The following is a 25,390-nucleotide window of genomic DNA, read 5'->3' as shown; positions in this document are numbered from 1 at the left end:
AAAAATGAACTACATACTTTTTGACGGACCGGTTCGTAACGCTCTTTTACCATTTACATTTACACGACCTGTGGCAGACATTCGCATCGGAATTTTAACCATTCGTGAAAAATGGGAAAAATATTTAGGTTATACCACTACAACTATCACTGAGGACTATTTATCTGAAAAATATCCTATGGTAGAAATGGAAGAAAATATCCTAATCAATTCCTCTTTTTTACCAAATGATGTGTTGGTAGAAATGATTAAAAGTTTGGAAAAAAACCAAGCGATTTTTAAAGGGGAAGAAGTAGTTGCGTTCTATACGAATGATACGCAAGAAGAAGTAGATTTTGATACCTATGAAATCATTGATTATAACGAAGACGGTTTACGCATCGAACATACATGGGATATTTTTGCCAAAAACGATGCCGCCATTCGCGAAGATTTCGATTTATTAACCGAAGGAAGAACATCACAACCGATTCCAAAAAGTGTGAATGTGATTTCGCCCGAAAATATATTTATTGAAAAAGGTGCAAAACTTGAATTTGTGACTTTAAATGCTTCAACAGGACCGATTTATATTGGATATAATGCTGAAATCATGGAAGGTTCTGTCATTCGTGGGCCTTTTGCATTATGCGAAGAAGCTCAAGTAAAATTAGCCACCAAAGTGTATGGAGCCACCACCGTTGGCCCACATTGCAGAATTGGCGGCGAAGTGAATAATTCTGTTCTCTTTGGGTATTCCAATAAAGGTCATGATGGATTTTTAGGTAATGCTGTTCTAGGAGAATGGTGCAACATTGGAGCAGATTCCAACAATTCAAATCTTAAAAACAACTACGAAGAAGTAAAATTGTGGAGTTACGAAACCGAAGGTTTTGCCAAAACAGGCTTACAGTTTTGCGGACTCATGATGGGTGATCACAGTAAATGTGGTATCAACACCATGTTTAACACCGGAACGGTTGTTGGTGTTTCGACCAATATTTTCGGTAGCGGATTTCCACGCAATTTTGTACCAAGTTTCAGTTGGGGTGGAGCAGCCGGGTTTACAACCTATATCACCAAAAAAGCGTTTGAAACTGCTCGTATTGTGATGTCTCGTCGTCATGTAGAATTTACTGAACAAGATGCTAAGATTTTAGAACATGTGTTTGAGGAGACGAAGAAATGGAGGAAGGAGTAGTTTATTTATAGTTTCTCGCAAAGACGCAGAGACGCAAAGAAAAACTTGGCGACTTTGTGTCTTTGCGAGAAATAACTTTTGTGTTCTTAGCGTAACCCTTTGCGTCCTTTTCGGTTAAATCTTCTTAACCTTTTTCAAACTCAACAAATTCAACGGATTAATTCCCAAACCTTCCACATTTTTTCGTGTAAACCTCGCCACTTTATCATAAAACAACGGAATCACCGGAGCTTCTTCAATGATGATTTGATCCATTTGTTGATACAATTCAAATCGTTTGGCATCATCGGTTTCAAGGAATGCTTTTTCATATAACGCATCAAATTTAGGATTAGAAAAATGCGTGTAATTGGGTCCGTTGGGAGCAAAGTTTTTACTGTAAAAAAGCGATAAATAATTCTCCGCATCCGGATAATCGGCAATCCAACTCGCTCTGAAAAAAGTAACTTTTCCGATTGCAATCGCTTGGCGTAATGTAGATGGTGGATTCACATCAATTTCAATATCCAAACCGATTTTCTGCCATTCGCGTTGTAAAAATTCGCCAATATCAATGTAAGTTGCATTCGTACTCAAAACGATTTTTGGTTTTTTAATTCCGGTTTCTTTGACAAATTCGGCTACCAATGCTTTGGCTTTTTCAGGTTCAAAATCATATCCTTTTTGGTTGTTAAAACTCGGCATACCGCTTGGAATGATTCCGCTGGTGGCCGGAATTCCCATATTATTTCGCAAATAGGTAATCATCTTCGCTCTGTCAAAACCATAATTTAAGGCATGACGAATGCGTTTGTCCAAAATCGTTTTATCCGAACCATCCATTCTGAAACCGAGATATTCCGTGTTGAGATAGGAACCGCTAATCAAATTTACATCTTCTTTATATTTCGGTTGCAATTCGCCTTTTTGCGTAAGAATTTCATCTTTATACGACGGATCTAAACCGGAAACAAAATCAATTTTTCCCTGTATAAATTCCAAAAAGCCACTTTGTTTATCGGGTAAAAAAGTAATGGCAACAGCTTCTAAATAAGGTAATTGCTTTCCTTTTTCATCTTTTTCAAAGTAAATAGGATTTCGTCGTAAAACCAATTTGACATTTTCTTCCCAAAATTTAAATTGAAACGGTCCGGTTCCGATGGGTTTTGTTCTGAAATCATAATTCGGACTTTCGATGATTTCTTTTGGAACAACCGACGCATATTTCATCGATAATAATCCTAAAAAAGCCGGAAATGATTTGGAGAGTTTTATTTCGAAAATCGAATCGTTTTTCGCTTCAAAATTTTCTACATTTTGCAAAATCCATCCGCCGGGCGAAGCGATTTTTTCGTCTTTCAAACGATTCAAACTGTATTCAAAATCACTTGCTTTCACAATTCGGGTGGAATCTTTCCCAAACAAATGATTCTTGTGAAAATAGACATCGTTTCGCAACATAAATTGATACGTTTTTCCATCTTCCGAAATCGTCCAACGTTTAGCAATATCGGGCTGAATGTGTAAACTATCATCCAACTGAACCAATCCGTTAAACAATTGATTACACGCCCAAATGATGTTTTGCGATTTGGAAAAAGCTGGGTCTAACGTGGCAATGTTTGCACTTTCGTTGTATCTGAAAACGAGGTTGTCATTGGTTTCCGCTTTCTTATTTCCACAGGAATTGAACACTGTAAAAAAGTAAAATAGTGATAGATAGCGAAGTAATGATTTCATTTTACCAAATATTGTGTGTAAATTTGCACTCTTTTTAATAGGGTAAATATAAGTAAAGAAACCCTTTTTCCAATTTTAGGAAATGCAGAATATGATAGCAAGCCCAAAAAAAGTCGCTTTTTACACCTTAGGTTGCAAACTGAATTTTTCAGAAACCTCTACTATTGCTCGAAATTTTCAACAAGAAGGTTTTGAACGTGTTGATTTTGAAGAAGTTGCTGATATTTATGTGATTAACACCTGTTCGGTAACTGAAAATGCGGATAAACAATTCAAACAAATTGTCAAAAAAGCATTGAAAAACAACGAGAAAGCGTTTGTGGCTGCGGTGGGATGTTATGCTCAATTGAAACCTGAAGAATTGGCCGCTGTGGATGGTGTAGATTTGGTTTTGGGTGCGACAGAAAAATTCAAAATCACCGATTATTTGAATGATTTGACCAAAAATGATTTGGGCGAAGTACATTCCTGTGAGATTGAAGAAGCTAATTTTTATGTGGGAAGCTATTCCATTGGCGACCGAACCCGAGCTTTTTTGAAAGTGCAAGACGGTTGCGATTATAAATGTACCTATTGTACGATTCCTTTGGCTCGTGGTATTTCTCGCAGTGATGAATTGCAAAATGTGTTGAAAAACGCCAAGGAAATTTCGCAACAAGGCATCAAAGAAATCGTGTTGACCGGTGTGAATATTGGCGATTATGGGAAAGGTGAATTTGGCAACAAAAAACACGAACACACTTTTTTAGAATTAGTACAAGCGTTGGATGAAGTAGAAGGCATTGAGCGTTTGCGAATTTCGTCTATCGAGCCGAATTTATTAAAAAACGAAACCATTGATTTTGTTTCCAAAAGCCGAACATTTGTACCGCATTTTCACATTCCGTTACAATCAGGGAGCAATGACATTTTGAAGAAAATGAAACGTCGTTATTTGCGTGAATTGTACGTAGATCGCGTGAATAAAATTCGCGAGGTGATGCCGGATGCGTGTATTGGCGTGGATGTAATTGTCGGTTTTCCAGGTGAAACGGATGAACATTTTTTAGAAACCTATCACTTTTTGAATGACTTGGATATTTCTTATTTGCATGTTTTTACCTATTCTGAAAGAGATAACACAGAAGCCGCTGAAATGGATGGAGTTGTGCCGATGAATGTTCGCTCCAAAAGAAGTAAGATGCTTCGTGGATTATCTGTAAAGAAAAGAAGAGCATTCTACGAAAGTCAACTAGGAACTACCCGAACCGTTTTGTTTGAAGCCGAAAATAAAGAAGGTTATATTCACGGTTTTACCGAAAACTATGTAAAAGTAAAAACCCCTTGGAATCCTGAATTGGTGAACACTTTGCACGAAATCAAATTGACAAAAATTGATGAAGATGGTTCTGTGAGGATGGAATTTGTGAGGGATGTTGTCTCTATTTAAAAATTAGAATTTTTCTTATTTTGTGTCATTTCGACGATAGGAGAAATCACATAATCTATGGCAAATTATTTTTATTAGGAATAACTAAGCACTTTAAACGTTATGAGATTCCTCCTTCGTCGGAATGACACAACTAGCAAGAGACTGCGACTATAAACTGTAAACTGAATACTACCTCTCAAAAACCGTCACTCTCCCATCAATCGTATAACTCGAAAAACTAATATTTTTAGTAATCCATTCCATTGTTTTGGGATGATAGAAGAACACATGTGAATGGTCATTTTTGTAATACCAGGTGTCAAAATTTTGAGTTTCGGAGAAAAAATCGGTCATGCAGATGAGTTTTCCACCTGGTTTTAGAAGTTGGTATAGTTTTTTAAATTCCTCAAACGGATGGTGAAAATGTTCAATCACTTCGCAACAGGTGATGTAATCGTAATGTTTTTCCAAAACTTCAGGTTGGTTGGAAAAGAAAGGGTCGTATTCTACTATGTTGTATTTTTTGTCTTTCAATAATTTCACAATCACCGAGTTGGTTCCTGCACCGAAATCTAAACCGGAGTGTTTGGGTGTGAAATCGTTCAATACAATTTTTACAATAGGCGAAGCAAATTGCTGATAGCCTTTATCGTTTACATCATTATTGTGAAATTCGTAATGCTTTTTTTCATCCGATTCAGACATATAGTTTTTAGTGTCTAAAAAGACTGAAAAACAAGTGGAACAAAAATAAAATTCACGGTGTTTGTGCGTATAAAAATGATTGGCAATATCGACACACAACGGACATTTCATGATTAAATTTTGATTCCCGGAGGAAGTAATTCTTTATACACCGGATTTTTTCTGAAAAACTGTGCCACAAGCGGGTGAGTGGGTACCACTTTGAATTTTTTTTCAGTTGCTAATGCTAAAATAGCTTTCATAAAATCTTCACTCAAAGACGCATCGGCTTCTTCACGAACTATTAATTTAGTCAAAAATAATTTTTTCTCTTGTATGGCATATTCCATTACCAAAAGACCATTTGGCGTTTGGGTTTCAAATTGTCTCAATAGTTGATTGTCTTTGATTTCCATGGTTTTCAAATTGAATAAAGTGAAAGGAATTGATTGCAAAGTTACAAAATTATCAATTAGCTTTTTTAACCAAAATGTTAATGTATTTCTTATAAATAAGTAGATATTTAACGAGCTATTTACGTTTGAATAAAACGAAAAGTGTAATTTTATGCCAATTCTGTAATAATGGAAAAAATCCCTGTTTATTTTATGCCCGGTTTGGCGGCAAGTCCAACAATTTTTGAACGCATTCATTTGCCTGAAGAGCAATTTGAGCAATTTTTTTTAGAATGGATTTTACCGATTCCAAATGAACCTATTTCAGCCTATGTTAAACGTTTGGCTGAAAATATAAAACACGAACAACCCGTTTTAATTGGTGTTTCGTTTGGAGGAGTAATTGTTCAGGAATTATCAAAGGTAATTTCGGTTCGAAAAACAATCATCATTTCGAGTGTAAAAACCAATCGTGAATTTCCTAGAAGAATGAAATTGGCTAAAACAACAAAAGCGTACAAAATTCTTCCAACCGGATTAATTCAAAATGTTGAATCGATGGCCAAGTTTTCGTTTGGTTCAACAATCACTCAACGTTTGAAATTGTATGAAAAGTACTTGAGTGTAAGAGATAAAAGCTATTTGGATTGGGCCATTGAAACTATTATTTTGTGGGATAGAACTACGGTTGATACTAATGTTATTCATATTCACGGAGATGCGGATGAAGTTTTTCCAATAAAATATATTCAAGATTGTACCGTTCTCAAAGGAGGAACACACATTATGATTTTGAATAAATTCAGGTGGTTCAACGAACATTTACCAAAAATTATACTGAATTCAAATTAATTTTTGGAAAGGTTTTTGTAGTTTTACCAATATAAAAAAAAGAGGACGATGGAACGATTTAAAAAAATTGCCTTTACTTTAGCCTTGTTAGGTTGTAGTAGTTTTTTAATTTATTCTACAGTGAATGAAACAAAACTCGTACCCAAACGAGAAGTGGCTAGTTTGCCTTCAGCTATAGATTTTGCCGGAGAAAAAACTCCGTTGCATGTGGCTGATGTGAGAGAACGATTTGATAGAGAAATGATTATCAACACGAATTTGCATTCTACTACAACGTTAATTTTGAAAAGAGCAAATCGCACGTTTCCGATAATTGAGCCAATTTTAAAGAAATATGATATTCCGGATGATTTTAAATATTTAGCAGTTATTGAAAGTGGCTTAGCCAATGTTGTTTCTCCATCCGGAGCAAGAGGTGTTTGGCAATTTATGCCCGAAACTGCCAAGGAAAAAGGGATGGAAGTAAATGATTTTGTAGATGAACGCTATCATTTAGAAAAATCAACTGAAGCGGCTTGCAAGTATTTAATAGAGGCCAAAAATAAGTTTGGAAGTTGGACATTAGCCGCCGCAGCTTATAATGGTGGAATGGGCGGAATTAATAAACAAATCACTAATCAGCAAGTGAATGATTATTATGATTTGTTATTGACAGAAGAAACGTCACGTTATGTTTTCAGGATTTTAGCGTTAAAAGAAATCATGAAAAACCCTGTAAAATACGGTTTTGATTTACCAAAAGAAAGTTTATATCATCCTATCGAAGTGAAAAAAATTACGGTAGATTCTACAATTACTGATTTGGCTTCATTTGCTAAAACACAAGGTATAAATTATAAGATTTTAAAAATTCACAATCCTTGGTTGAGAGACAAATCACTTGCCAATAAAACCAAGAAGGAATATGTTTTAGAAATTCCTGTTGAAGGATATTAATCAAATGAAAATGAGTGTTTCCACCTTACTATTTTTATTGTTGATTGGTTTATTAGCCGGTTTACTGAGCGGGATGGTTGGTATTGGTGGAGGTCTCATTATGGTTCCATTATTGTTACTATTAGGATTGTCCCAACATGAGGCTCAAGGAACCAGTTTGGCTGTTTTATCCGTTCCAGTTACTCTATTGGCTGCCATAAATTATTACAAAGAAGGTTATGTAGATTGGAAATATGCAGCTATAATTGCCATTTTCTTTGTAGTGGGAGGGTATATCGGAAGTAAATTTGCCGTACAAATTGATCAAAAAATATTGAAAAAGATATTTGGAATAGCTCTTCTATTAGTAGCGGGTAAATTACTTTTTGGAAAATAATTTAGTTGGAAATCACCATTCCGTTGAATTGATTTTGATGATTTATCAATTCGGTTATTTTTAGATTAAATACATTATAATTTTCTTCTAATGCTTTTTTCATTGGCGTTTTATACGGAATTGAAATGGAGCCTCTTTTGATATTTACCACTTGAAGATTGGAATCAATGATATAACTAGTCGGAAAACCGAGTGTTTCCTTCATGTTGCTTACTATTTCATTGTCATTTTTATAATTTTTATCGGCATAGCAAACTTCAATATTACTACTGAATTTCTTGGCAAATTTCTTCGCTTCCTTTTTCTTCCCCCAAACAATGACAATAAATTCAACGTCTTTATATTGCTTGGCAAGTTTATTTATAGCAGGTATTTCGCCTTTAGATGGAACGCACCATGAAGCATACGTAATAAGAAAAATAGGTTTTTTTACTTTACTGATTTTTAGTTTTTTACTCGAAACTCTTTTGAGTGAGTAATCATTAAATTTTGAACCAATTAATTGGTTTTGAACTAAACTATCAAATAAAAATTGGCCTTTTTCAAAGTTACCTTCTTTGTAAGCTTGATTACTTTGACTTCTGAATTTACTGAAATTGGTACGAACAGCATCAGAAAAAAGTCTGCTGTTTTCTTGACTGGAAAGCAGTTGAGGAATCAGGAAAAGGAATAATAGTACTAATAACTTTTTCATTTGATTAGTATATTAACACAGTCAAATGTATATAAAGTTATTAACATTTCCAAATTTTTTGTCAATAAAGTATTGATAACCAATAAAAAACCGCTTTACTACACATAAAACGGTTCTTTTAAATTATAGGAAAATTAAGAATTAAATCTTCTTTAATTGTTGTTTCATCATCGTAATTTGATCTTTCAACATGTTTTGTTTATCTAATTTTGACACTTCGTTGATAAGGTTAGTGGCTTCAATTTTTCTTCTGCGAGACATCGCTATTCCTGCTAAATTTAATTTTGCCACCGCTAGATCCATGTCTAACGAAAGTCCTAATTCAATTGCTTTTTTGAAATATTTTTCCGCTTGGTTTAAATTGGTTTGAGCAATCATTAAGCCATGTAAATAATTAAAATAACCTTGTTGTTTTCTAACCAACGCTCCTTCAGGGTTTTTAATTTTGTTCAACCAAACTTTTGCTCCTTCAAAATCTTGCTTTCTCAATTTGAAAAAAGCCATTAAGATGTATTCGTTTTTAAAATACAACACTACCGGAATACTGATTAGAAGAAGTAAAAAGATTCCATTTCCGATATTATTTTCGGTAAATTGCCATATAGCAGTGGCAAAAAGTAAAGCAGCAAGAACTAATTTGATATTTTTATGAAACATAATCTGTTTATTTTTTTGTGTTTGCAAAGGTAATAAAAGGAATTGAAAATATTTTTAGAAAACCACTTGCGAGAAAAAAAAGTCTTTGTATATTTGCACTCGGTTTTTAAGAAACCCAAACAAAGATATTTATACACGATTTTAAAGATACAAAACAATGAGTAAGAGAACATTTCAACCATCGAAAAGAAAAAGAAGAAATAAACACGGGTTTATGGATAGAATGGCTACTGCAAATGGTAGAAAAGTCCTTGCTCGTAGAAGAGCCAAAGGAAGACACAAATTAACTGTTTCCTGCGAACCAAGACACAAAAAATAATGATTAGTTTTTAATCAAATATAAAGGCGTTACTCTTTTCAGTAACGCCTTTTTTTTATACCTTGTCAACTGAAAAACAACTAAACTTCTATAACACAACAACATGCCTAAAGACAATTCTATTAAATCGGTTTTAATCATTGGTTCGGGACCAATTGTAATTGGACAAGCCTGTGAATTTGATTATGCTGGTTCGCAAGCCGCCCGTTCCATCAGAGAAGAAGGAATTGAAGTCATCTTAATCAATTCCAATCCGGCAACCATTATGACTGACCCGAGTATGGCCGATCATGTATATTTACTGCCATTAACTACAAAATCAATTATTGAAATTCTTAAAAAACACCCCAATATTGATGCGGTACTTCCTACCATGGGTGGACAAACGGCTTTAAATTTATGTTTAGAAGCAGATGAAAAAGGAATTTGGGCTGATTTTGGTGTACGATTAATTGGGGTGGATATTAATGCTATTAACATTACCGAAGATAGAGAACAATTCAAACAACTATTAGAAAAAATAGGAGTAGGAGCCGCTCCTGCTAAAACAGCCACTTCCTTTTTGAAAGGAAAAGAAATTGCTCAAGAATTTGGTTTTCCTCTGGTGATTCGACCATCATTCACGTTAGGAGGAACCGGAGCTGCTTTTGTACACAGAAAAGAGGATTTTGATGAATTACTAACCAGAGGTTTAGAAGCTTCGCCTATTCACGAAGTGTTGATTGATAAGGCTTTATTGGGTTGGAAAGAATATGAATTAGAGCTACTTCGCGATAAAAATGATAATGTTGTCATCATTTGTTCCATTGAAAATATGGATCCGATGGGAATTCATACCGGGGATAGTATAACCGTTGCCCCTGCGATGACCTTATCGGATACCACTTTTCAAAAAATGCGAGACATGGCTATTTTGATGATGCGAAGTATCGGAAATTTTGCAGGAGGTTGTAACGTACAATTTGCCGTTTCTCCAGATGAAAAAGAAGATATTGTGGCGATTGAAATTAATCCGAGAGTTTCACGTTCATCTGCTTTAGCTTCAAAAGCAACAGGTTATCCTATTGCGAAAATAGCTTCAAAGTTAGCTTTGGGGTATCATTTGGACGAATTGCAAAACCAAATTACCAAATCAACTTCGGCACTTTTTGAACCTACTTTGGATTATGTGATTGTTAAAATTCCACGTTGGAACTTCGATAAATTTGAAGGTGCAGACAGAACATTAGGACTCCAAATGAAATCGGTTGGTGAAGTAATGGGAATCGGACGTTCCTTTCAAGAAGCATTGCATAAAGCAACACAATCTCTAGAAATAAAACGTAACGGATTGGGAGCCGATGGAAAAGGATATAAAAACTATGAGCAAATCATTGATAAATTGACGCACGCCAGTTGGGATCGCGTTTTTGTGATTTATGATGCTATTCAAATGGGAATTCCATTGAGTCGAATTCATGAGATTACAAAAATTGATATGTGGTTTTTAAAGCAATATGAAGAATTACATTTATTGGAAAAAGAAATTTCTAATTATACAATCGATACATTACCCAAAGAATTATTGTTAGAAGCTAAACAAAAAGGGTTTGCTGATCGACAAATTGCTCATATGATTCGCTGTTTAGAAAGTCAGGTGCATAAAAAAAGAGAAGAACTTTCCATCAATCGAGTTTATAAATTGGTAGATACTTGTGCAGCTGAGTTTAAAGCACAAACACCTTATTATTATTCCACTTTTGAAGCAGAAATTGAAACACCATCTGGTGAGCGATACGTGCACAATGAAAGTGTAGTTACAGATAGAAAAAAAATAATCGTATTAGGTTCCGGACCCAATCGAATTGGGCAAGGAATTGAGTTTGATTATTCTTGTGTGCACGGGGTTTTGGCTGCAAAAGAATGTGGGTATGAAACCATTATGATCAATTGTAATCCGGAAACGGTTTCAACCGATTTTGATACGGCTGATAAATTGTATTTTGAACCTGTTTTTTGGGAACATATTTATGATATCATTCAACATGAAAAACCGGAAGGTGTTATCGTTCAATTAGGTGGACAAACTGCATTGAAATTAGCCGAAAAATTAGATCGATACGGAATTAAAATATTAGGAACCAGTTTTGATGCATTAGATTTAGCTGAAGATAGAGGACGTTTTTCTGAATTATTAGCAGAGTTAAAAATACCTTATCCAAAATTCGGAGTTGCTGAAAATGCTGACCAAGCTTCTGCTTTAGCTGATGTGTTGGATTTTCCATTGTTGGTAAGACCTTCTTATGTATTAGGGGGACAAGGAATGAAAATCGTTATCAATAAGCAAGAATTAGAAGAACATGTAATTGATTTGTTGAAGAATATTCCCGGAAATAAATTGCTTTTAGACCATTATTTAGATGGAGCGATTGAAGCAGAAGCGGATGCCATTTGCGATGGGGAGAATGTGTATATCATCGGAATCATGGAACATATTGAACCATGTGGAGTACATTCCGGTGACAGTAATGCTACTTTACCACCTTTTAACTTGGGTGAGTTTGTGATGCAACAAATAAAAGAGCATACTAAAAAAATTGCTTTGGCCTTGAAAACAGTTGGTTTAATCAATATTCAATTTGCGATAAAAGATGATATCGTTTACATCATTGAAGCCAATCCAAGAGCTTCACGTACAGTACCATTTATTGCAAAAGCGTATGGTGAACCATATGTAAATTATGCCACCAAAATTATGTTAGGAGAAAATAAAGTGACGGATTTTACGTATAATCCGCAATTAAAAGGATATGCGATTAAGCAACCGGTTTTCTCCTTTAGTAAGTTTCATGGGGTTAATAAAAAGTTAGGTCCGGAAATGAAATCAACAGGAGAAAGTATTTTGTTTATTGATGATTTAAAAGATGACCAATTTTATGAATTGTACTCCAGAAGGAAAATGTATTTAAGCAAATAAAAAAAAGAAAATCCCAAGAATAAATCACTTGGGATTTTTTTATTTTACAGTAAAATCAAGTTTTATATTGACTTTCTTTGAAACTTTCTTGCTGACAATACTTGGGATTTCAATTGCAAAATCATCTGCATTAACAGCAAAATCACTTTTAATTTCAATTCCTTTATCTGTTTTACTGATTTTAGCGGTAATTTGAATTTCTTTAGTTTTACCATGCAATTCTAAAGTGCCTTTAATGGTATAATCTTTCCCGTTTTTATCTAAATTGGTAGCGGAGAATTTTTCAATTATTCCTTTAAAAGTTGCTTTTGGGAATTTATCGCTTTCAACATAATTCTCATTATAATGTTCTTCCATTAAGGCAATTCTAAAGCGAAAAAATTTTTGTAAAGCCAAGGCTGCTATTTCTCCGGTTTTTGTATTTAAGACACAAGAAACACTTTCATTTGTTGCTTTCACTTCTTCAAAGGAAGGAACGGAGGCTTCAAATGTAATTTTACCAGTTTTGGTAATCATTTTATCTTGTGCAAAAGCTGAAACAGTTATGACAAGAAGCAATAAAGTAAGATTTTTTTTCATTTTTTATTCCATTAAGCCATCAGTGTTCCATTGAATTACTTTATTTATATCCGATTGAGATAAGCGAGGCCCACCTAAAGGCATGGCACCGGGTGTGCCTTCTGCTCTTGAAATTCTATCAATTAAATCAAGGTTTAAAACCGCATCTTTTACTAATTCGTATGTGTGTAAAGAATTAGGTGCTCCACTTGTTGGTGTAGCTCCATGACAACTAATACAGTTGTTGTCAATAATTGATTTAATGTTTTGGTTATATTTTACTTCCGTGATATTATCAAGTTCTGTTAAATCTGATAAACTATCTGAAGTACAACCATAAAAAAATACGGAACAACAAAGTCCGAACAGGAAATTTTTCTTTGTATACATTTTTGCAATTTTTTAGTAAAATTAAATAAAAGTTATTAAGATTAAAAAAAAATAAATAAATTTGTTCTTGCTATGAAAAAAAATAAGTTAAAATTCTTTTTATTACTTATCGGGGTAAGTGCTGTATTTACGGCAGTATTTCTTTATTTTTACTTATACAAAGATCACCGCAATATTGCTCAAGAAAAAGCACAATTCACTCTTTCAGTAGCGGAATTGAGCAATGCTTTTTTAGAAAATTCAGAAGAGAGTTCCCAAAAATTTGCTGATAAAACGATAGAAACCTATGGAAAAATTTCCTCTGTAGATACTAACAATAATTCTTTAATGGTGGATGAAAAGTTATTTTTTACTTTATCTAAAAGTGATTTAAAAGATTTGAGAGTAAACCAAACCATAAAGGTAAAAGGAAGATTTGTAGGTTATGATGATTTGTTAGAAGAATTAAAAATGGATCAATGTAGTATCGTAAAATAGAATGAAATTGAAAAGTAAACTAATAATATCGATCCTTTTTATTGTATGGAATGTTTCCGCACAGAAATCTATTTTTGATATTGCCCGTTCAGGTTCAGTTGATGAATTAAATCGGGCATTTCAAAATAATAAATCAAGTATTGATTCAAAAAATGAATCCGGTTATACGCCACTAATTTTAGCCTGTTACAAACGTAACAATTCAGTAGCTAAAATGTTGATTGAAAAAGGGTGTGATATAAACTATGTTAGCGAAATGGGTTCGGCCTTGATGGCTTGTTCGGTCAACGGTAATAACGAAATTGCACTTTTTCTATTGAAAAATAATTGTAATGTCAATTTAACTGATTCAAACGGAACAACAGCTTTAATGTATGCAGTTCAGTTTAGGAATATAGAATTGGTAAAAGCACTTTTAGCTGCAAGTGCTGATAAATCTAAAATAGATAAAAAAGGGAAAACTGCTTTTGAATATGCTGTTTTTTCCGGAAATAATGAAATTACTAACCTTTTAAAATAATATTTATGAAAAAAATTACTTTGCTATGTTTAACATTATTAAGTTTTGCAGGATTTGCTCAACAAAAATCTACCGGTGTTGTTAATTTAACCTCAAATATGACGGCTGCACTTTTGTTAGATAGTGGAACTTCAACCGTTACGTTGACACTTTCGGGTCCAAATGACCGATATTTTGCATTACAATTTGGTTCTTTTGATTTTGGGATGCAATCCGGAACAGATTTAGTTTATTGGAACAATACAACTTTAGTTGACGCAAAACATGGCGGTATTGGTTCTACACCAAGTATAGATCCAATTAATAACTGGACATTGGTTACAAATCAAAATAATTCTCCTGTTGCAGGGAGAAGAACATTGGTTTACACGCGTCCATTTAATACCGGAGATTCAAATGATTATACTTTTAATTTTGCGGATAACACGATTGATTTAGCATGGGCTAGAGCTAGTTCAGCTTCCTTTGTAATGTCTAATCATGGTGGTGGAAACAGAGGATTATCATTTGATGTGCCATTAACTACATTGGGTGTAGAAGATTTTTCATTAGAAGCATCAAAATTGTATCCAAATCCATCTAAAGGTGAATTTTCTATTCAAACAAAAACGTATTTAAATCAAGTTAATATTTACACTCAAACCGGAGCTTTTGTAAAAACCATTTTTACTGAAAATAATGAAGAAGTTGTTAATGTAGAAGTTAACGGACTTTCAACGGGTATTTATTTGATTGAGTTAGTAAATGATAATCAAAAGACTTGGAAAAAGGTAATTGTTAACTAGTTGTAAATAAAGTAATTAATATTCATGAAAAAAATTCTACTGTCTCTTCTATTTCCTCTTATTTCTTTTTCTCAAGATGATTTACTAAAAGATATTGAAGTTGTTGATTCTAATCAAGTAGTGACTTCTGCCTTTAAATCGTTGAAAATTGTTAATTTGGAATCTACTAAATTGGCCTCAAAAGGCGATTTTTACTTTGTAGTGGCTCACAGATTTGATTATTTTAACAATGGATTTGAAGACTTTTTTGGTTTAGACAATGCCAATACGCAACTAAAATTTCTATATGGTGTAAACGAATGGCTAACGGTTCATTTGGCGAGAAGTGGTTTCCAAAAGACGTATGATTTGGCAGCAAAATATCGTTTGGTTACTCAAAAAGAGAATGGAACTCCTTTTACCATAGTTGGATTTAATAGCATTGCAATTAATTCAGAATTAAAAGAAAAGGATTATCCAAAATTGAAATTTGAAAACCGGTTGAGCTATGTAGCTCAAGTTTTAATTTCCCGAAAATTTTCTGAAAAATTAAGTCTCCAATTGGCTCCTTCTTTCTTTCATGAAAATACGTTAAGGGATATTTTAGACACTAATAATCAGCCAATTTTACCCAATCCGCAAGATAATAGTCAATTTGCTATAGGTATAGGAGGAAGGTATAAATTAACCAGCCGATGGTCTGTAAATGCTGATTATGCTGCCCATTTGAACCGTGCATCTTCTGCTATTACAAAGAATCCACTTTCTATAGGGGTTGATTTAGAAACCGGTGGACATGTATTTCAAATGCATTTTACCAATTCAAGAGCGATGCATGAAGCAGGATTCCTTGGTCAAACAACTGGTGATTGGGGGAAAGGTGAAATTGCTTTCGGTTTTAATTTAGTAAGAGTATTTTAAAATAAAATGTCCCAAATAGTGGTTAACTTTTTGGGACATTTTCAATATGCTCTAATTTCCTTTAATTCTTTTTCAAAAGGATTTTTTCTTGTGTAAATTGATACGCATCTTCTAAAAAGTCATACATTTTTTTCCAATTTGCATTTGGCTCATAATAATTGTTGTATGATTTTGAAGTTTTTATTGTAATTACATTACCATTTTGTGTAATTGTACTAATAAATCCACCGGTTTCATTTTCTTCCTTTTTATTGAACTTTTCAAGACCGGTTGCAGTGTATCCTTGAGGTATTTCAAACTGAATCTCATGTTGAATTTGTCTAGGGAAACTCATGTAAATGTTGTTTTTTCTGTTTTTTTCCTTTTCAGTTAATTCAATTTGAGAAGTTAAAAATTTACCCAATTCAAAAATAATATTGTTACCGGCTTTTTTCAAATATTGGTCTTTTATGGTAAATGATTCTTTATAAACCATAGGTTCTTTGCTTCCAAATCTACCAGAGTTTTCTAAAGTCATCTTATACTCTTCAACATCATGACCAAATTCTTCTTTTACAGAAGAAATGAAATTTTCTTTTTGTTTTTCTTTATATTTTGCGATTAAAGCATCAAATTCTTTTTGGTATTGTTCTCTTTTCTTTTTATTTGAGACTCTTTCTAAAAGCGTTTCTGTGTTATATTTTTTGTAGTCTTCATAAACATAATCAAAGAAATAAAGTTTATTAGATTGTTCGCTTGGTTTGTAATGTCCGGAATAGCTATTTTCTCTTTCAACTGCAATTGTAGCTAAGTCTTCTCCTAATTTTACTTTGGTTATTGATTTAGAGATATTGTCATTTTTTGTACTTCCGGGAAGTTTTATTAATTCAGCATCTACAATTTTTTTGTTTTTAGATACTTGTAACAAGTAAGCCTGAGTATTTTCAAGTTGTTCATTAAATTGATCCGCCGAAGAAAAAGGAGTAAAAAACTCTAAATAAATTGGGTTTTTTGTGTTAATTCTCAATAGAATAGTTACGTTCTGCTGAATTAACAAATCAGTTATTGAACCGTTATAACGAGCTGTACCAATTAAAATGTCATAAGAAATTTTATTATCTTTCAAAAAAGCCATGAAGTAATTGATGAATTCTTCTTCTTTTTGAAAAAATATTGGATTTTGATACAAAGAAAATGGGTAGAAAATTTTTGCATCATTTACAATAAAAGCTTCAACATATTGAGTAAAAAATTTATGTCTGGTGAAATAATATACTTCTCGAATTTTTTCCTCATCTGAACTGAAACTTTTACCTTTTAAAAATTTTTCAACTGGCCCTAAATCGCCATATGGTTTAAACTTTGAATCATAATAATTAAAAACATCTTCTTTGGAAACTTTTGATTTTACTATCTTTTCTTTATCTGATAAAAAAGCATCTGCTCTTTTTTCAAATTTGCCAGAACGTGCAAAAAACACTTGAAATTTATAGCATGGTAGTTCTACTAATGGATAAAACCATCGCGGAAAATCATTCTTCTCAATGTCTTTAGCTGTAAACTCATAATGACGCTCTCCACCTTTGTTACTAGGGATTTCTTTCAATTCTGGTGCTCCGTTATAGGTTGCAAAATTCAAAAAGAAGTCGTTTTCTGTTTGAAAAATTAGTTTATAATCCATAGTTGGATAAACGCTACCTAGCGTACGTTCAACTGGTTCAAAACCCATTTCCAATTGTGAGATAAAAGGTTCTTCGGAATGAAGATAATAATCAATAATGTCGCCAATTTCTAAATTAGGAATAGCTATCATTTTTTCTTTGTCGGCATTAACGGCTTCTTTGCTAACATTGATAATTGTTTCTTTACCGTTTGGTTTTACTACTTTTATACCTAAGGTGTTTTTTCCGGCACGTCTGCTCCAACCTTTATCTGAAGAAAAACGCTCTTTGAAGGTGAACTCTGAAAATTCTTTCACTGCTGCATCATCTAATAATTTTATTCTATTTCGCAATGCAGAGGTATAATTTACTTTTGTGCCAAATTTATGATAATCATGAAATTCATATTTATAAATGACAACAGCAGATTCATTTTTCCATTTCTCTGGAATCGTGTTTGATTTAGAATGAGGATCATCCTTTCCCCAGAAAAAATCACGAATTTTCAAATCATCTTGTGCAGTTAACGTAGTTGTTATAAAAAGGAAAAGGAAAAGAATTTTTTTCATTGAATTATAATTTAGATAGTGTAATAGATGAATTGTAAAGTTCGTTTAATTTTTTTTGTGTATTGTTCCAAGATTCTTGATTGCTTTTTCTTAAAATAGCATTTTTAAAAGTAAATACTTTTTTGTAAATCAATTCTTTTCCTTTCAAATTGAACTGAATATCTATTTCAAAGTCCTCATTTTTCACATTCAAATTCTCCGGTAATTTTTCAATTGTATAACCAGATGGAAGTGTGATTGAAATTTCTGAATCATATAATGTTTTAAAATCAAATTCATAGTCTGTTTCTCTATCTTTAAAGGTAAAGCTTTTATATTCATTCATAAATTCAAAGTTTAAATAGATTTCATCATCAAATTCACTGACTCTATTGGATGATTCTAAAGCATAATCTATTGTAAGTTTTGCATCTCGATTTTTTAAATCACTTGTTTTTACTTCTTTTACAAAGTTGTTTTTATCTCTTTTTGCTAAATAATTGACAAGTGCTTCTGCTTTTTTATCGGATTCAAAGCTATTGTATATATTTAAAAACTGACTTCTACTTTCTCCATTATAGCTTCGGTTACAACTACCTTTAAGTTTATCTTTTTCTATCGTTAATTTTGCCCTAAATGTTTCTTTGTTCATTTCTGCATTACCTGTAGGAACCTTGTCAATGATATAATCTTTGCTGTTTTCAATCATAACTTCTTTACTTTGAATGCGTTCGGCATAGTTTTCAATTGAACTGAATTTTTCTGTTCCATCTAGGAATATTTTTTTGCCTTTTAAAAACACAGTACAAATCATATGATTATCAACAGATAAAGATGGAATGGAATAGTTATAAGCAATATGTTTCGTTCCTATCCAAGTTAGACGAGCATCAAAACCGGCAATTTTTAGCATTTGTTTGATTAGATTGGCCATTCCTTTACAATCACCATAACGTTTTGAAAAAACTTGATGGGAATCATCCGGTTTAAAGCCCGCAATTCCATCTTCAAAAGCGATATATCGAATGTTATCTTGTACCCAATAGTAGATGTTTTTTATTTTTTCTTCATCAGATGTTGCTTTGGCAGTTAATTCGTTTACTTTACTTTTTAACTGTTCTGTATCGTCTTTCATTTGGTCAACCAACGATTTGTACCAACCATATAAATCTGCAGTTGTTTTGAAAAGCGTACCTTTTTTTCCATTATAATCATATGATTTTGCTAAGACAAGAATATGAGGATAAAGGTATGTTCTACCGGGTGAATTTTCTTCTTTAAACACCGCCGGAATATCTTTGAAATGATAAGTATAAACGGTAGTTTTATTTTTAGTGTCTTTTGTTTGAGTTTTTTCGATTTTATGACCATTAAAATTCATTTCTTTTAACTCAATTTCTAACCAATCCGGTACATTTATCTCAATTTTTTTATCTAAAACCGGAAATTCGTCATTAAAATGAAGCGTAGTAAAATATTTAACGTCTTCAAATTTTTTGTTCATGGTATAGTTATAAGTATATCCCTGAACCGGAAAGTCTATTTGAACATGTTTTACCCTAGCATCGTTATAGAATAAATCTTTGTCTTTATAAAATTCATCTTGAACAGTGAAAAGAGCTGTTTTATCATTTCGATATTTCAATAAAAAAGTTTCAATTTTTGATGAACTATCATAAAATTCGTATTTATAAATGTCTGCTCGATGATTAATATTCATCAATACTTCCTTAACGGCTAAGTCTACAGTAACATTTGAACTAGATTTATTAAAACCAAAATGGATAGTTTCAGTGCTTTCTAGTATGGCTACATCTTGTTTGTTGTATTTACTGCGAATAGATTTTGCAAGTTCAATGTCTTTAGGAGTAGGATCAATGTTTTTTTGTCCCCAAGAAACAGATAAATTCCCCAAGAATAGGAGAATAAATAAAGTTTTTAAATGCATAAAAATTGTTTTTGCTAAGAAAGTAAAAATATTAGAAATTTACTAACTATTAAACAAAAACAATTTTGTGAGTTTAAATTTGAAAATGGAGTTACTTTTTGAAGTATTTCCATGGAACAACTAACATTCCAAAGCATTCACCATCTTCTTTACCGGTATGTTTGTGATGCATTTTGTGAGCTCTTCTTACGGCTTTTGCATAGATGTTATTTGCATTTCTAAAAAGTTTGAAACGCTGATGAATGAAAATATCATGTACTAAAAAATAAGTTAAACCATAGGCAAAAATGCCTAATCCAATAGCTAAGCCAAGAGCAAAAATTTCATATCGCCAAAGTAGAAAAAAGCTAATACTAACAACTGCATAAAATATAAAAAAAGTATCATTTCGTTCAAACCAAGAATCGTGATCTTTTTTATGATGATCAGCATGTAAATGCCACAAAAAGCCATGCATTACATACTTGTGTGTAAACCAAGCCATGAATTCCATCATGAAAAAGGTTAGAAAAAAAACGAGAAAATGAATCCAAATACTCATATTTAAATGGTTTTTAAACGGTAATTAAAATAACATTTTGCCAACAATCCTACCTTTTCATAGTCAGGTACTCTAATTCGAGTATTTTTTATGGCAACAGAAGGAGTGTTTTTTAGTTTTGACAATAATTTTTTGTAATATACATAAGCGGTATAAACACCAAATTTTGCTTCAATCGGAAGTTTACGAATTCCTTCAAAACCGGCTTCAAAATCAGCTTCAATTTCTTTAATTATAGCAAGTTTAGAAGCTTCATCCAATTGATTCAAATCGGTATTTGGAAAATAGGTTCTGTTTAATTCTTCAAAATCAGCTTTTAAATCCCTCAAAAAATTAACTTTTTGAAAGGCAGAACCCAAACGCATGGCACTGTTTCTTAAATCATTATATTTTTGATCATCGCCATTCACAAAAACTTTTAAACACATTAAGCCCACAACATCAGCCGATCCATAAATGTATTCATTATATTCATCAGTTGTTTTATATTCTTTTTTGGATAAGTCTAATTTCATACTTTTCATAAAAGCATCAATTAATTCTTTTGGAATATCATAACGGTTCACCGTATGTTGAAAAGAATTTAAAATCGGGTTCAAACTGATTTTATGCTTAAATGCATTTTCCATTTCATTTTCAAATAAAGCAAATAATTCACTTTTGTCATAGTCATGAAAGGAATCTACAATTTCATCTGCAAAGCGAACAAAACCATAAATATTGTAAATATCTTGACGGATAGAAGGAGCCAACATTTTTACAGCTGAGGAAAATGAGGTGCTGTATGTTTTAGTAACATTTTGGCTACACTCAAAAGAAACTTTGTCAAAAATAGATTTCATAAACAGTAGCTTTAGTTTGTTTTTTTTGTGATTAATTCAGATACCAACTTTCCGGAAATTAACGAGGGTGGGACACCGGGTCCCGGTACGGTTAATTGACCGGTAAAAAATAGATTCTTTACTTTTTTACTCTTTAATTTTGGTCTTAGGAAAGCAGTTTGCAATAATGTATTCGCCATTCCATAAGCATTACCTTTATATGAGTTATAATCTTTTATAAAATCATTGACACAGAAAGATTCTTTAAAGATAATATTGTTTTTGACATTTTGCTCTGTTAATTTTTCAAAACGTTCAATGATGATGTTAAAGTATTTTTCTCTAATTTCTAAAGTATCTTCAATACCTGGAGCTAAAGGAATCAAAAATATACCTGCTTCTTTATTTTTTGGAGCGGCTGAATCATCTGTTTTTGATGGAAAACTAGCATAAAAAAGAGGTTCTTTTGGCCATTCCGGTTGGTCATAAATTGACTTGGCGTGCTCATCAAACGGAACATCGAAAAACAACGTGTGATGTTCAACATTTTCTATTTTTTTATCGAAACCAACATAAAATAGGAGTGAAGAAGGTGCAAAAGTTTTCTTTTCCCAGTAAGTCTCCGAATAGGCACGGTGTTCAATATCTAATAAGGTTTCAGAATGATGATAATCTGCTCCACTTAAAACTATATCGCAGTTTTTTTCTTCACCATTTACCTTGACTCCAACTGCTTTTTTATCTTTAACTAAAATTTTATCAACATTAGCGTTCGTTTGAATCGTTACGCCTAATTCTTTAGCCAAAGATTCCATTGCAAGTATCACACTATACATTCCGTTTCTCGGATGCCAAGTACCCATTCCAAAATCAGCAAAGTTCATGAAACTATAAAAAGCCGGTGTGTCTTTAGGTTTTGCACCTAGAAATAAAACCGGAAATTCAAGCACTTGTACTAATTTCTGATTGTTGAATCTTTTTCGAACTTCTTTGCTGATGTTGGAAAAAAACTGACCAACTTTCATTGCGGTTTGCGTAGTGATAAGTTCTAAAGGAGAAACACCCGGTCTGTACACTAAATCCTTTATAGCAATGTCATAATTGCTTTGTGCTTCTGCCATGAATTTTCGCAACACTTCTCCACTTCCTTTTTCAATTTCTTCGAAAGTGTTGATGATTTCGGGTAAATTATCTGCTATAATAATAAAGTCGCGAATACCAAAATATACTTGATATGCCGGTGATAACTTTATTAATTCATAGTAGTCTGATGGTTTTTTGTCAAAATCTGCAAAAAAACGATCAAAAACATCTGGCATCCAATACCAAGTTGGGCCAATGTCAAACGTAAAACCTTCTTTTTTTAATTGTCTTGCTCTACCGCCAATCGTATTGTTTTTTTCATAAACAGTTACAGTATTACCTGCTTTTGCAAGATAACACGATGCAGCAAGAGCTGAAAATCCGGAACCGATAATTATAATTTCTTTTTTCATATTGTTTAACAAATATAGTAAAAAAGTTAAACAAAAAAAAAAAAAAATTAGGAAAAATTTAAAGATTATTTGATAAATCAAGTATCGAGTTAAATATTTTCACATTCGGATGCTGATCTTTTTTTATGAATTCTGTTAGTCGACCAACCGTCCACAATTCTGAATTAGTATCTTTTAGAATTTCTTCATGCATAGTTTTCAGATAATCATTTATATCATCTTTTGTTGGTTCAACAGTCATGTATGAAATATAAGTTACATTGTCAAAATATTTAGGAATATCTTTTAAACTGCTAATCGGAACACTTTCACCTAAATATATTGTTTTGAATCCATTTAAAGTAATCTCGTAATTCAAATACATTAAACCTAGTTCATGAATTTCGTTTTCAGGTAAATAAAGTACAAAAACTTTATCTTCTCTCGTAGGTTCATAAAGCTGAACTTTTTCGGTATTTACCAAAACCTTTTGTTTGATCATAAAACTAATAAAATGCTCATGAGCCGGACTGATAGTTTCAGATTGCCACAACAGACCAATTTCATTCATTAATGGAACAAAAATTTCGAAAAATACATCACGAAACGATTTTTCAGATAAAAGATTATTATAAGTACTGATGAAAAGTTTTTGATCAAAATTCATCATAGCCATTTTGAAGGCATTGATAGCATGATGTTTTACACTTTTTTCATTCACAATTTCTCGTACCAATAAATTTAATTTATCTGGTGATAATTTGGCTATTTTAGAAATCTTGTATCCGTGATTGTGTAATAATGTAACATTTAAAATTTTTTGGAGAGCAGCCAAATCATAAAAACGAATGTTGGTATCAGTTCTCATGGGTTCGAGAACATTATAACGTTTCTCCCATATTCTAATGGTATGAGCTTTGATACCGGTAAGGTTTTCAAAGTCTTTTATGCTAAAAACATTTTTAACGTTGTTCATTCTTTTCTTTATTTCGTTAAACAAAATTAAGTAAAAAAAAGAAGCACCACACAAAAACAATCATTTTTTTGTGATTTGGAAGAAAAAAAGTTTCAAAAAAGGGAAAATATAAGAATTTTGTGACCACGATGGGATTCGAACCCATACGCCTTGCAGCACCACCCCCTCAAGATGGCGAGTCTACCAATTTCTCCACGTGGCCTAAAAAAGTAAAGACGTTGCATGCAACGTCTCTTTTGTGACCCGACTGGGGCTCGAACCCAGGACCCCAACATTAAAAGTGTTGTGCTCTACCAACTGAGCTATCGAGTCTTTTAAAACACTTTTGACGATGTTTTAAAGCTATATTTTGTTGTTTAAAGTGACCCGACTGGGGCTCGAACCCAGGACCCCAACATTAAAAGTGTTGTGCTCTACCAACTGAGCTATCGAGTCAAATGCATTTCTTGAATGCGGGTGCAAATATACGGTCTTATTATTTATTTTTCAAAGCAAATTTGTCTTAAATTTACATTTTTGAGTTAATCTTTCTTAATGCCTTATTTTACAGTAGTTTATTAGATGAAAAAAATAGTTTTACTTGGTTATATGGGAGCTGGAAAATCTTTTTTTGGAAAAGAATTGGCCAATATTACCCAAAGAAAATTCATCGATTTAGATGAATATATTCAAAAAAGTGAAAATACTTCAATTGAAATGCTTTTTAAAACCAAAGGGGAACTATATTTTCGTAAAAAAGAACATCAGTATTTGATTGAAATTTTAAACCGTGATGAAGAAATTGTGTTAAGTTTAGGTGGTGGAACTCCATGTTACTTCAACAACATGGATTTGTTTCAAAAAGAGGATGTAATTTCAGTTTACATCAAAGCTTCTGTTGAGACGCTTTTTCAACGTTTAAAAGCTCAAAAATCACAACGTCCTTTGATTGCTGGGATTGAAGATAATGATTTAAAAGAATTTATAGCTAAACACTTATTTGATCGATCCTATTTTTATAATCAAGCAAACATAAAAATAAACGTGGATGAAAAAGAGGTAAATGAAGTAGTAAATGAATTAGTAGCATTAATTCGTTAAAAACGCCACATCATTTTCTTTTTCAAAAATTACTTCAACATGTTCTTGCGATGAGGTAGAAAGCGAAATTCCTTTAAAATCTACTTTCACGGGATATTTTTTATGGTTTCGATCTACCAAAACTGCGGTTTTAAATTTTTTTAACGGAACATTTAAAAAATGTTTTACACCATATATTAAGGTAGCACCAGAATTTAAAACATCATCCACTAAAATAACACCTTTGTTTTGATAATCTAATGGTTGTAAAGAGGTTTGAATGGGAGCAAAAACATTATCTTTTTGAATAGTAACTTCACAAAGTACAAGTTGCAAAGAAGAAATTTTTTCTATTTCCTCTGCTATTTTTTTAGCAAATTCAAAGCCGTTTTTTGAAATCCCGGCAATAATTATTTCCTGTTCATCTACAAAAGTTTCATAGATTTGGTAAGCAATTCGTTTGGTAATGTGCTTTATTTCAATTGAGTTAAGAATGATGTTTTTTCCCATGTTCATTTTTTTCAAAGATAACAAATTGCTACTTTTTGAGTCAGAAATTGTGATGATTGTTTT

At 32.5% G+C, this 25,390-nt stretch carries 26 protein-coding genes and 3 tRNA genes; 12 read left to right on the top strand and 17 right to left on the bottom strand.

Going from position 1 to position 25,390, the window contains the following annotated elements:
* The first annotated feature begins 4 nt into the window (after window positions 1-4).
* Window positions 5-1,180, top strand: coding sequence for a GlmU family protein (locus tag H601_RS0107355; protein ID WP_026710904.1), 1,176 nt, complete (start codon window positions 5-7; stop codon window positions 1,178-1,180).
* Window positions 1,181-1,294: 114 nt separating this feature from the next.
* Here the strand turns inward: H601_RS0107355 and H601_RS0107350 are convergent, their stop codons facing one another.
* Window positions 1,295-2,899 carry an ABC transporter substrate-binding protein gene (locus H601_RS0107350; protein WP_026710903.1) on the bottom strand — a complete coding sequence of 535 codons (1,605 nt, stop codon included), beginning with the start codon at window positions 2,897-2,899 and terminating at the stop codon, window positions 1,295-1,297.
* Window positions 2,900-2,993: 94 nt separating this feature from the next.
* On the opposite strand from H601_RS0107350, the gene mtaB reads away from it, so the two are divergent.
* Window positions 2,994-4,328 (top strand): tRNA (N(6)-L-threonylcarbamoyladenosine(37)-C(2))-methylthiotransferase MtaB, encoded by a 1,335-nt coding sequence (gene mtaB / locus H601_RS0107345; protein ID WP_026710902.1) that lies wholly within the window; start codon window positions 2,994-2,996, stop codon window positions 4,326-4,328.
* 171 nt (window positions 4,329-4,499) lie between these two features.
* Here the strand turns inward: mtaB and H601_RS0107340 are convergent, their stop codons facing one another.
* Window positions 4,500-5,126 carry a class I SAM-dependent methyltransferase gene (locus H601_RS0107340; protein ID WP_026710901.1) on the bottom strand — a complete coding sequence of 209 codons (627 nt, stop codon included), beginning with the start codon at window positions 5,124-5,126 and terminating at the stop codon, window positions 4,500-4,502.
* A 2-nt stretch (window positions 5,127-5,128) separates the two neighbouring features.
* On the bottom strand, window positions 5,129-5,410 hold the full coding sequence (locus tag H601_RS0107335) for a GNAT family N-acetyltransferase (RefSeq protein WP_026710900.1): 282 nt from the start codon (window positions 5,408-5,410) through the stop codon (window positions 5,129-5,131).
* A 168-nt stretch (window positions 5,411-5,578) separates the two neighbouring features.
* On the opposite strand from H601_RS0107335, the gene H601_RS0107330 reads away from it, so the two are divergent.
* From H601_RS0107330 to H601_RS0107320, 3 genes are read left to right on the top strand one after another with little or no spacing between them, the layout of a single operon-like run.
* The gene (locus H601_RS0107330; RefSeq protein ID WP_026710899.1) at window positions 5,579-6,241 is read left to right on the top strand and encodes an alpha/beta hydrolase; all 663 of its coding nucleotides are present in this window, start codon (window positions 5,579-5,581) and stop codon (window positions 6,239-6,241) included.
* Between the two features lie 48 nt (window positions 6,242-6,289).
* On the top strand, window positions 6,290-7,177 hold the full coding sequence (locus H601_RS0107325; RefSeq protein ID WP_026710898.1) for a lytic transglycosylase domain-containing protein: 888 nt from the start codon (window positions 6,290-6,292) through the stop codon (window positions 7,175-7,177).
* Window positions 7,178-7,187: 10 nt separating this feature from the next.
* On the top strand, window positions 7,188-7,553 hold the full coding sequence (locus tag H601_RS0107320; RefSeq protein WP_026710897.1) for a sulfite exporter TauE/SafE family protein: 366 nt from the start codon (window positions 7,188-7,190) through the stop codon (window positions 7,551-7,553).
* Window position 7,554: 1 nt separating this feature from the next.
* Here the strand turns inward: H601_RS0107320 and H601_RS0107315 are convergent, their stop codons facing one another.
* Together H601_RS0107315 and H601_RS0107310 are read right to left on the bottom strand one after the other, a co-directional pair.
* Window positions 7,555-8,247, bottom strand: a complete 693-nt coding sequence (locus H601_RS0107315; protein ID WP_026710896.1) for a TlpA family protein disulfide reductase — start codon at window positions 8,245-8,247, stop codon at window positions 7,555-7,557.
* Between the two features lie 141 nt (window positions 8,248-8,388).
* A complete protein-coding gene (locus tag H601_RS0107310; protein ID WP_026710895.1) occupies window positions 8,389-8,904 on the bottom strand; it encodes a hypothetical protein in 516 nt (171 codons plus the stop codon).
* 157 nt (window positions 8,905-9,061) lie between these two features.
* Between H601_RS0107310 and rpmH the strand changes: the two genes are divergently transcribed.
* Window positions 9,062-9,223 carry a 50S ribosomal protein L34 gene (gene rpmH / locus H601_RS0107305; RefSeq protein WP_026710894.1) on the top strand — a complete coding sequence of 54 codons (162 nt, stop codon included), beginning with the start codon at window positions 9,062-9,064 and terminating at the stop codon, window positions 9,221-9,223.
* A 103-nt stretch (window positions 9,224-9,326) separates the two neighbouring features.
* Window positions 9,327-12,179, top strand: a complete 2,853-nt coding sequence (gene carB / locus H601_RS0107300; RefSeq protein ID WP_026710893.1) for a carbamoyl-phosphate synthase large subunit — start codon at window positions 9,327-9,329, stop codon at window positions 12,177-12,179.
* Between the two features lie 39 nt (window positions 12,180-12,218).
* Here carB and H601_RS0107295 read toward each other — a convergent pair whose 3' ends face one another.
* Both H601_RS0107295 and H601_RS0107290 read right to left on the bottom strand, forming a co-directional pair.
* Window positions 12,219-12,758 carry a YceI family protein gene (locus H601_RS0107295; protein ID WP_026710892.1) on the bottom strand — a complete coding sequence of 180 codons (540 nt, stop codon included), beginning with the start codon at window positions 12,756-12,758 and terminating at the stop codon, window positions 12,219-12,221.
* Between the two features lie 3 nt (window positions 12,759-12,761).
* Window positions 12,762-13,127 carry a c-type cytochrome gene (locus H601_RS0107290; protein ID WP_035655699.1) on the bottom strand — a complete coding sequence of 122 codons (366 nt, stop codon included), beginning with the start codon at window positions 13,125-13,127 and terminating at the stop codon, window positions 12,762-12,764.
* A gap of 72 nt (window positions 13,128-13,199) precedes the next feature.
* Between H601_RS0107290 and H601_RS0107285 the strand changes: the two genes are divergently transcribed.
* From H601_RS0107285 to H601_RS0107270, 4 genes are read left to right on the top strand one after another with little or no spacing between them, the layout of a single operon-like run.
* Window positions 13,200-13,604, top strand: a complete 405-nt coding sequence (locus tag H601_RS0107285) for an OB-fold protein (protein ID WP_026710890.1) — start codon at window positions 13,200-13,202, stop codon at window positions 13,602-13,604.
* A 7-nt stretch (window positions 13,605-13,611) separates the two neighbouring features.
* Window positions 13,612-14,124, top strand: coding sequence for an ankyrin repeat domain-containing protein (locus H601_RS0107280; RefSeq protein WP_026710889.1), 513 nt, complete (start codon window positions 13,612-13,614; stop codon window positions 14,122-14,124).
* A 5-nt stretch (window positions 14,125-14,129) separates the two neighbouring features.
* Entirely contained in the window at window positions 14,130-14,909 is a 780-nt protein-coding gene (locus H601_RS0107275; RefSeq protein WP_026710888.1) for a T9SS type A sorting domain-containing protein, read from the top strand.
* A 24-nt stretch (window positions 14,910-14,933) separates the two neighbouring features.
* On the top strand, window positions 14,934-15,809 hold the full coding sequence (locus H601_RS0107270) for a DUF5777 family beta-barrel protein (RefSeq protein WP_026710887.1): 876 nt from the start codon (window positions 14,934-14,936) through the stop codon (window positions 15,807-15,809).
* Window positions 15,810-15,870: 61 nt separating this feature from the next.
* On the opposite strand, the gene H601_RS0107265 is transcribed toward H601_RS0107270, so the two are convergent.
* From H601_RS0107265 to H601_RS0107225, 9 genes are all read right to left on the bottom strand, one after another.
* The gene (locus H601_RS0107265; protein ID WP_026710886.1) at window positions 15,871-18,018 is read right to left on the bottom strand and encodes a DUF3857 domain-containing protein; all 2,148 of its coding nucleotides are present in this window, start codon (window positions 18,016-18,018) and stop codon (window positions 15,871-15,873) included.
* Window positions 18,019-18,022: 4 nt separating this feature from the next.
* A complete protein-coding gene (locus tag H601_RS0107260) occupies window positions 18,023-19,945 on the bottom strand; it encodes a transglutaminase-like domain-containing protein (RefSeq protein WP_026710885.1) in 1,923 nt (640 codons plus the stop codon).
* A gap of 91 nt (window positions 19,946-20,036) precedes the next feature.
* Window positions 20,037-20,486 carry a sterol desaturase family protein gene (locus tag H601_RS0107255; RefSeq protein ID WP_035655697.1) on the bottom strand — a complete coding sequence of 150 codons (450 nt, stop codon included), beginning with the start codon at window positions 20,484-20,486 and terminating at the stop codon, window positions 20,037-20,039.
* Between the two features lie 2 nt (window positions 20,487-20,488).
* Window positions 20,489-21,328 carry a phytoene/squalene synthase family protein gene (locus H601_RS0107250; protein ID WP_026710883.1) on the bottom strand — a complete coding sequence of 280 codons (840 nt, stop codon included), beginning with the start codon at window positions 21,326-21,328 and terminating at the stop codon, window positions 20,489-20,491.
* An 11-nt stretch (window positions 21,329-21,339) separates the two neighbouring features.
* The gene (locus tag H601_RS0107245) at window positions 21,340-22,803 is read right to left on the bottom strand and encodes a phytoene desaturase family protein (RefSeq protein ID WP_026710882.1); all 1,464 of its coding nucleotides are present in this window, start codon (window positions 22,801-22,803) and stop codon (window positions 21,340-21,342) included.
* A 58-nt stretch (window positions 22,804-22,861) separates the two neighbouring features.
* The gene (locus tag H601_RS0107240) at window positions 22,862-23,758 is read right to left on the bottom strand and encodes a MerR family transcriptional regulator (protein WP_026710881.1); all 897 of its coding nucleotides are present in this window, start codon (window positions 23,756-23,758) and stop codon (window positions 22,862-22,864) included.
* A 120-nt stretch (window positions 23,759-23,878) separates the two neighbouring features.
* A tRNA-Leu gene (locus H601_RS0107235) sits at window positions 23,879-23,960 on the bottom strand.
* Between the two features lie 37 nt (window positions 23,961-23,997).
* Window positions 23,998-24,070: transfer RNA gene (locus H601_RS0107230), tRNA-Lys, on the bottom strand.
* 50 nt (window positions 24,071-24,120) lie between these two features.
* A tRNA-Lys gene (locus H601_RS0107225) sits at window positions 24,121-24,193 on the bottom strand.
* A 126-nt stretch (window positions 24,194-24,319) separates the two neighbouring features.
* Between H601_RS0107225 and H601_RS0107220 the strand changes: the two genes are divergently transcribed.
* A complete protein-coding gene (locus H601_RS0107220; protein ID WP_026710880.1) occupies window positions 24,320-24,838 on the top strand; it encodes a shikimate kinase in 519 nt (172 codons plus the stop codon).
* Here the strand turns inward: H601_RS0107220 and H601_RS0107215 are convergent.
* Window positions 24,827-25,327, bottom strand: a complete 501-nt coding sequence (locus tag H601_RS0107215) for a phosphoribosyltransferase family protein (protein WP_026710879.1) — start codon at window positions 25,325-25,327, stop codon at window positions 24,827-24,829. The two genes, H601_RS0107220 and H601_RS0107215, sit on opposite strands and share 12 nt — an antisense overlap.
* Window positions 25,328-25,390: the final 63 nt, after the last annotated feature.

Origin of the sequence: Flavobacterium filum DSM 17961 (assembly GCF_000425465.1) — a bacterium.
Taxonomy (GTDB): domain Bacteria; phylum Bacteroidota; class Bacteroidia; order Flavobacteriales; family Flavobacteriaceae; genus Flavobacterium; species Flavobacterium filum.
This window is presented reverse-complemented; position numbering and strand designations above follow the sequence as displayed.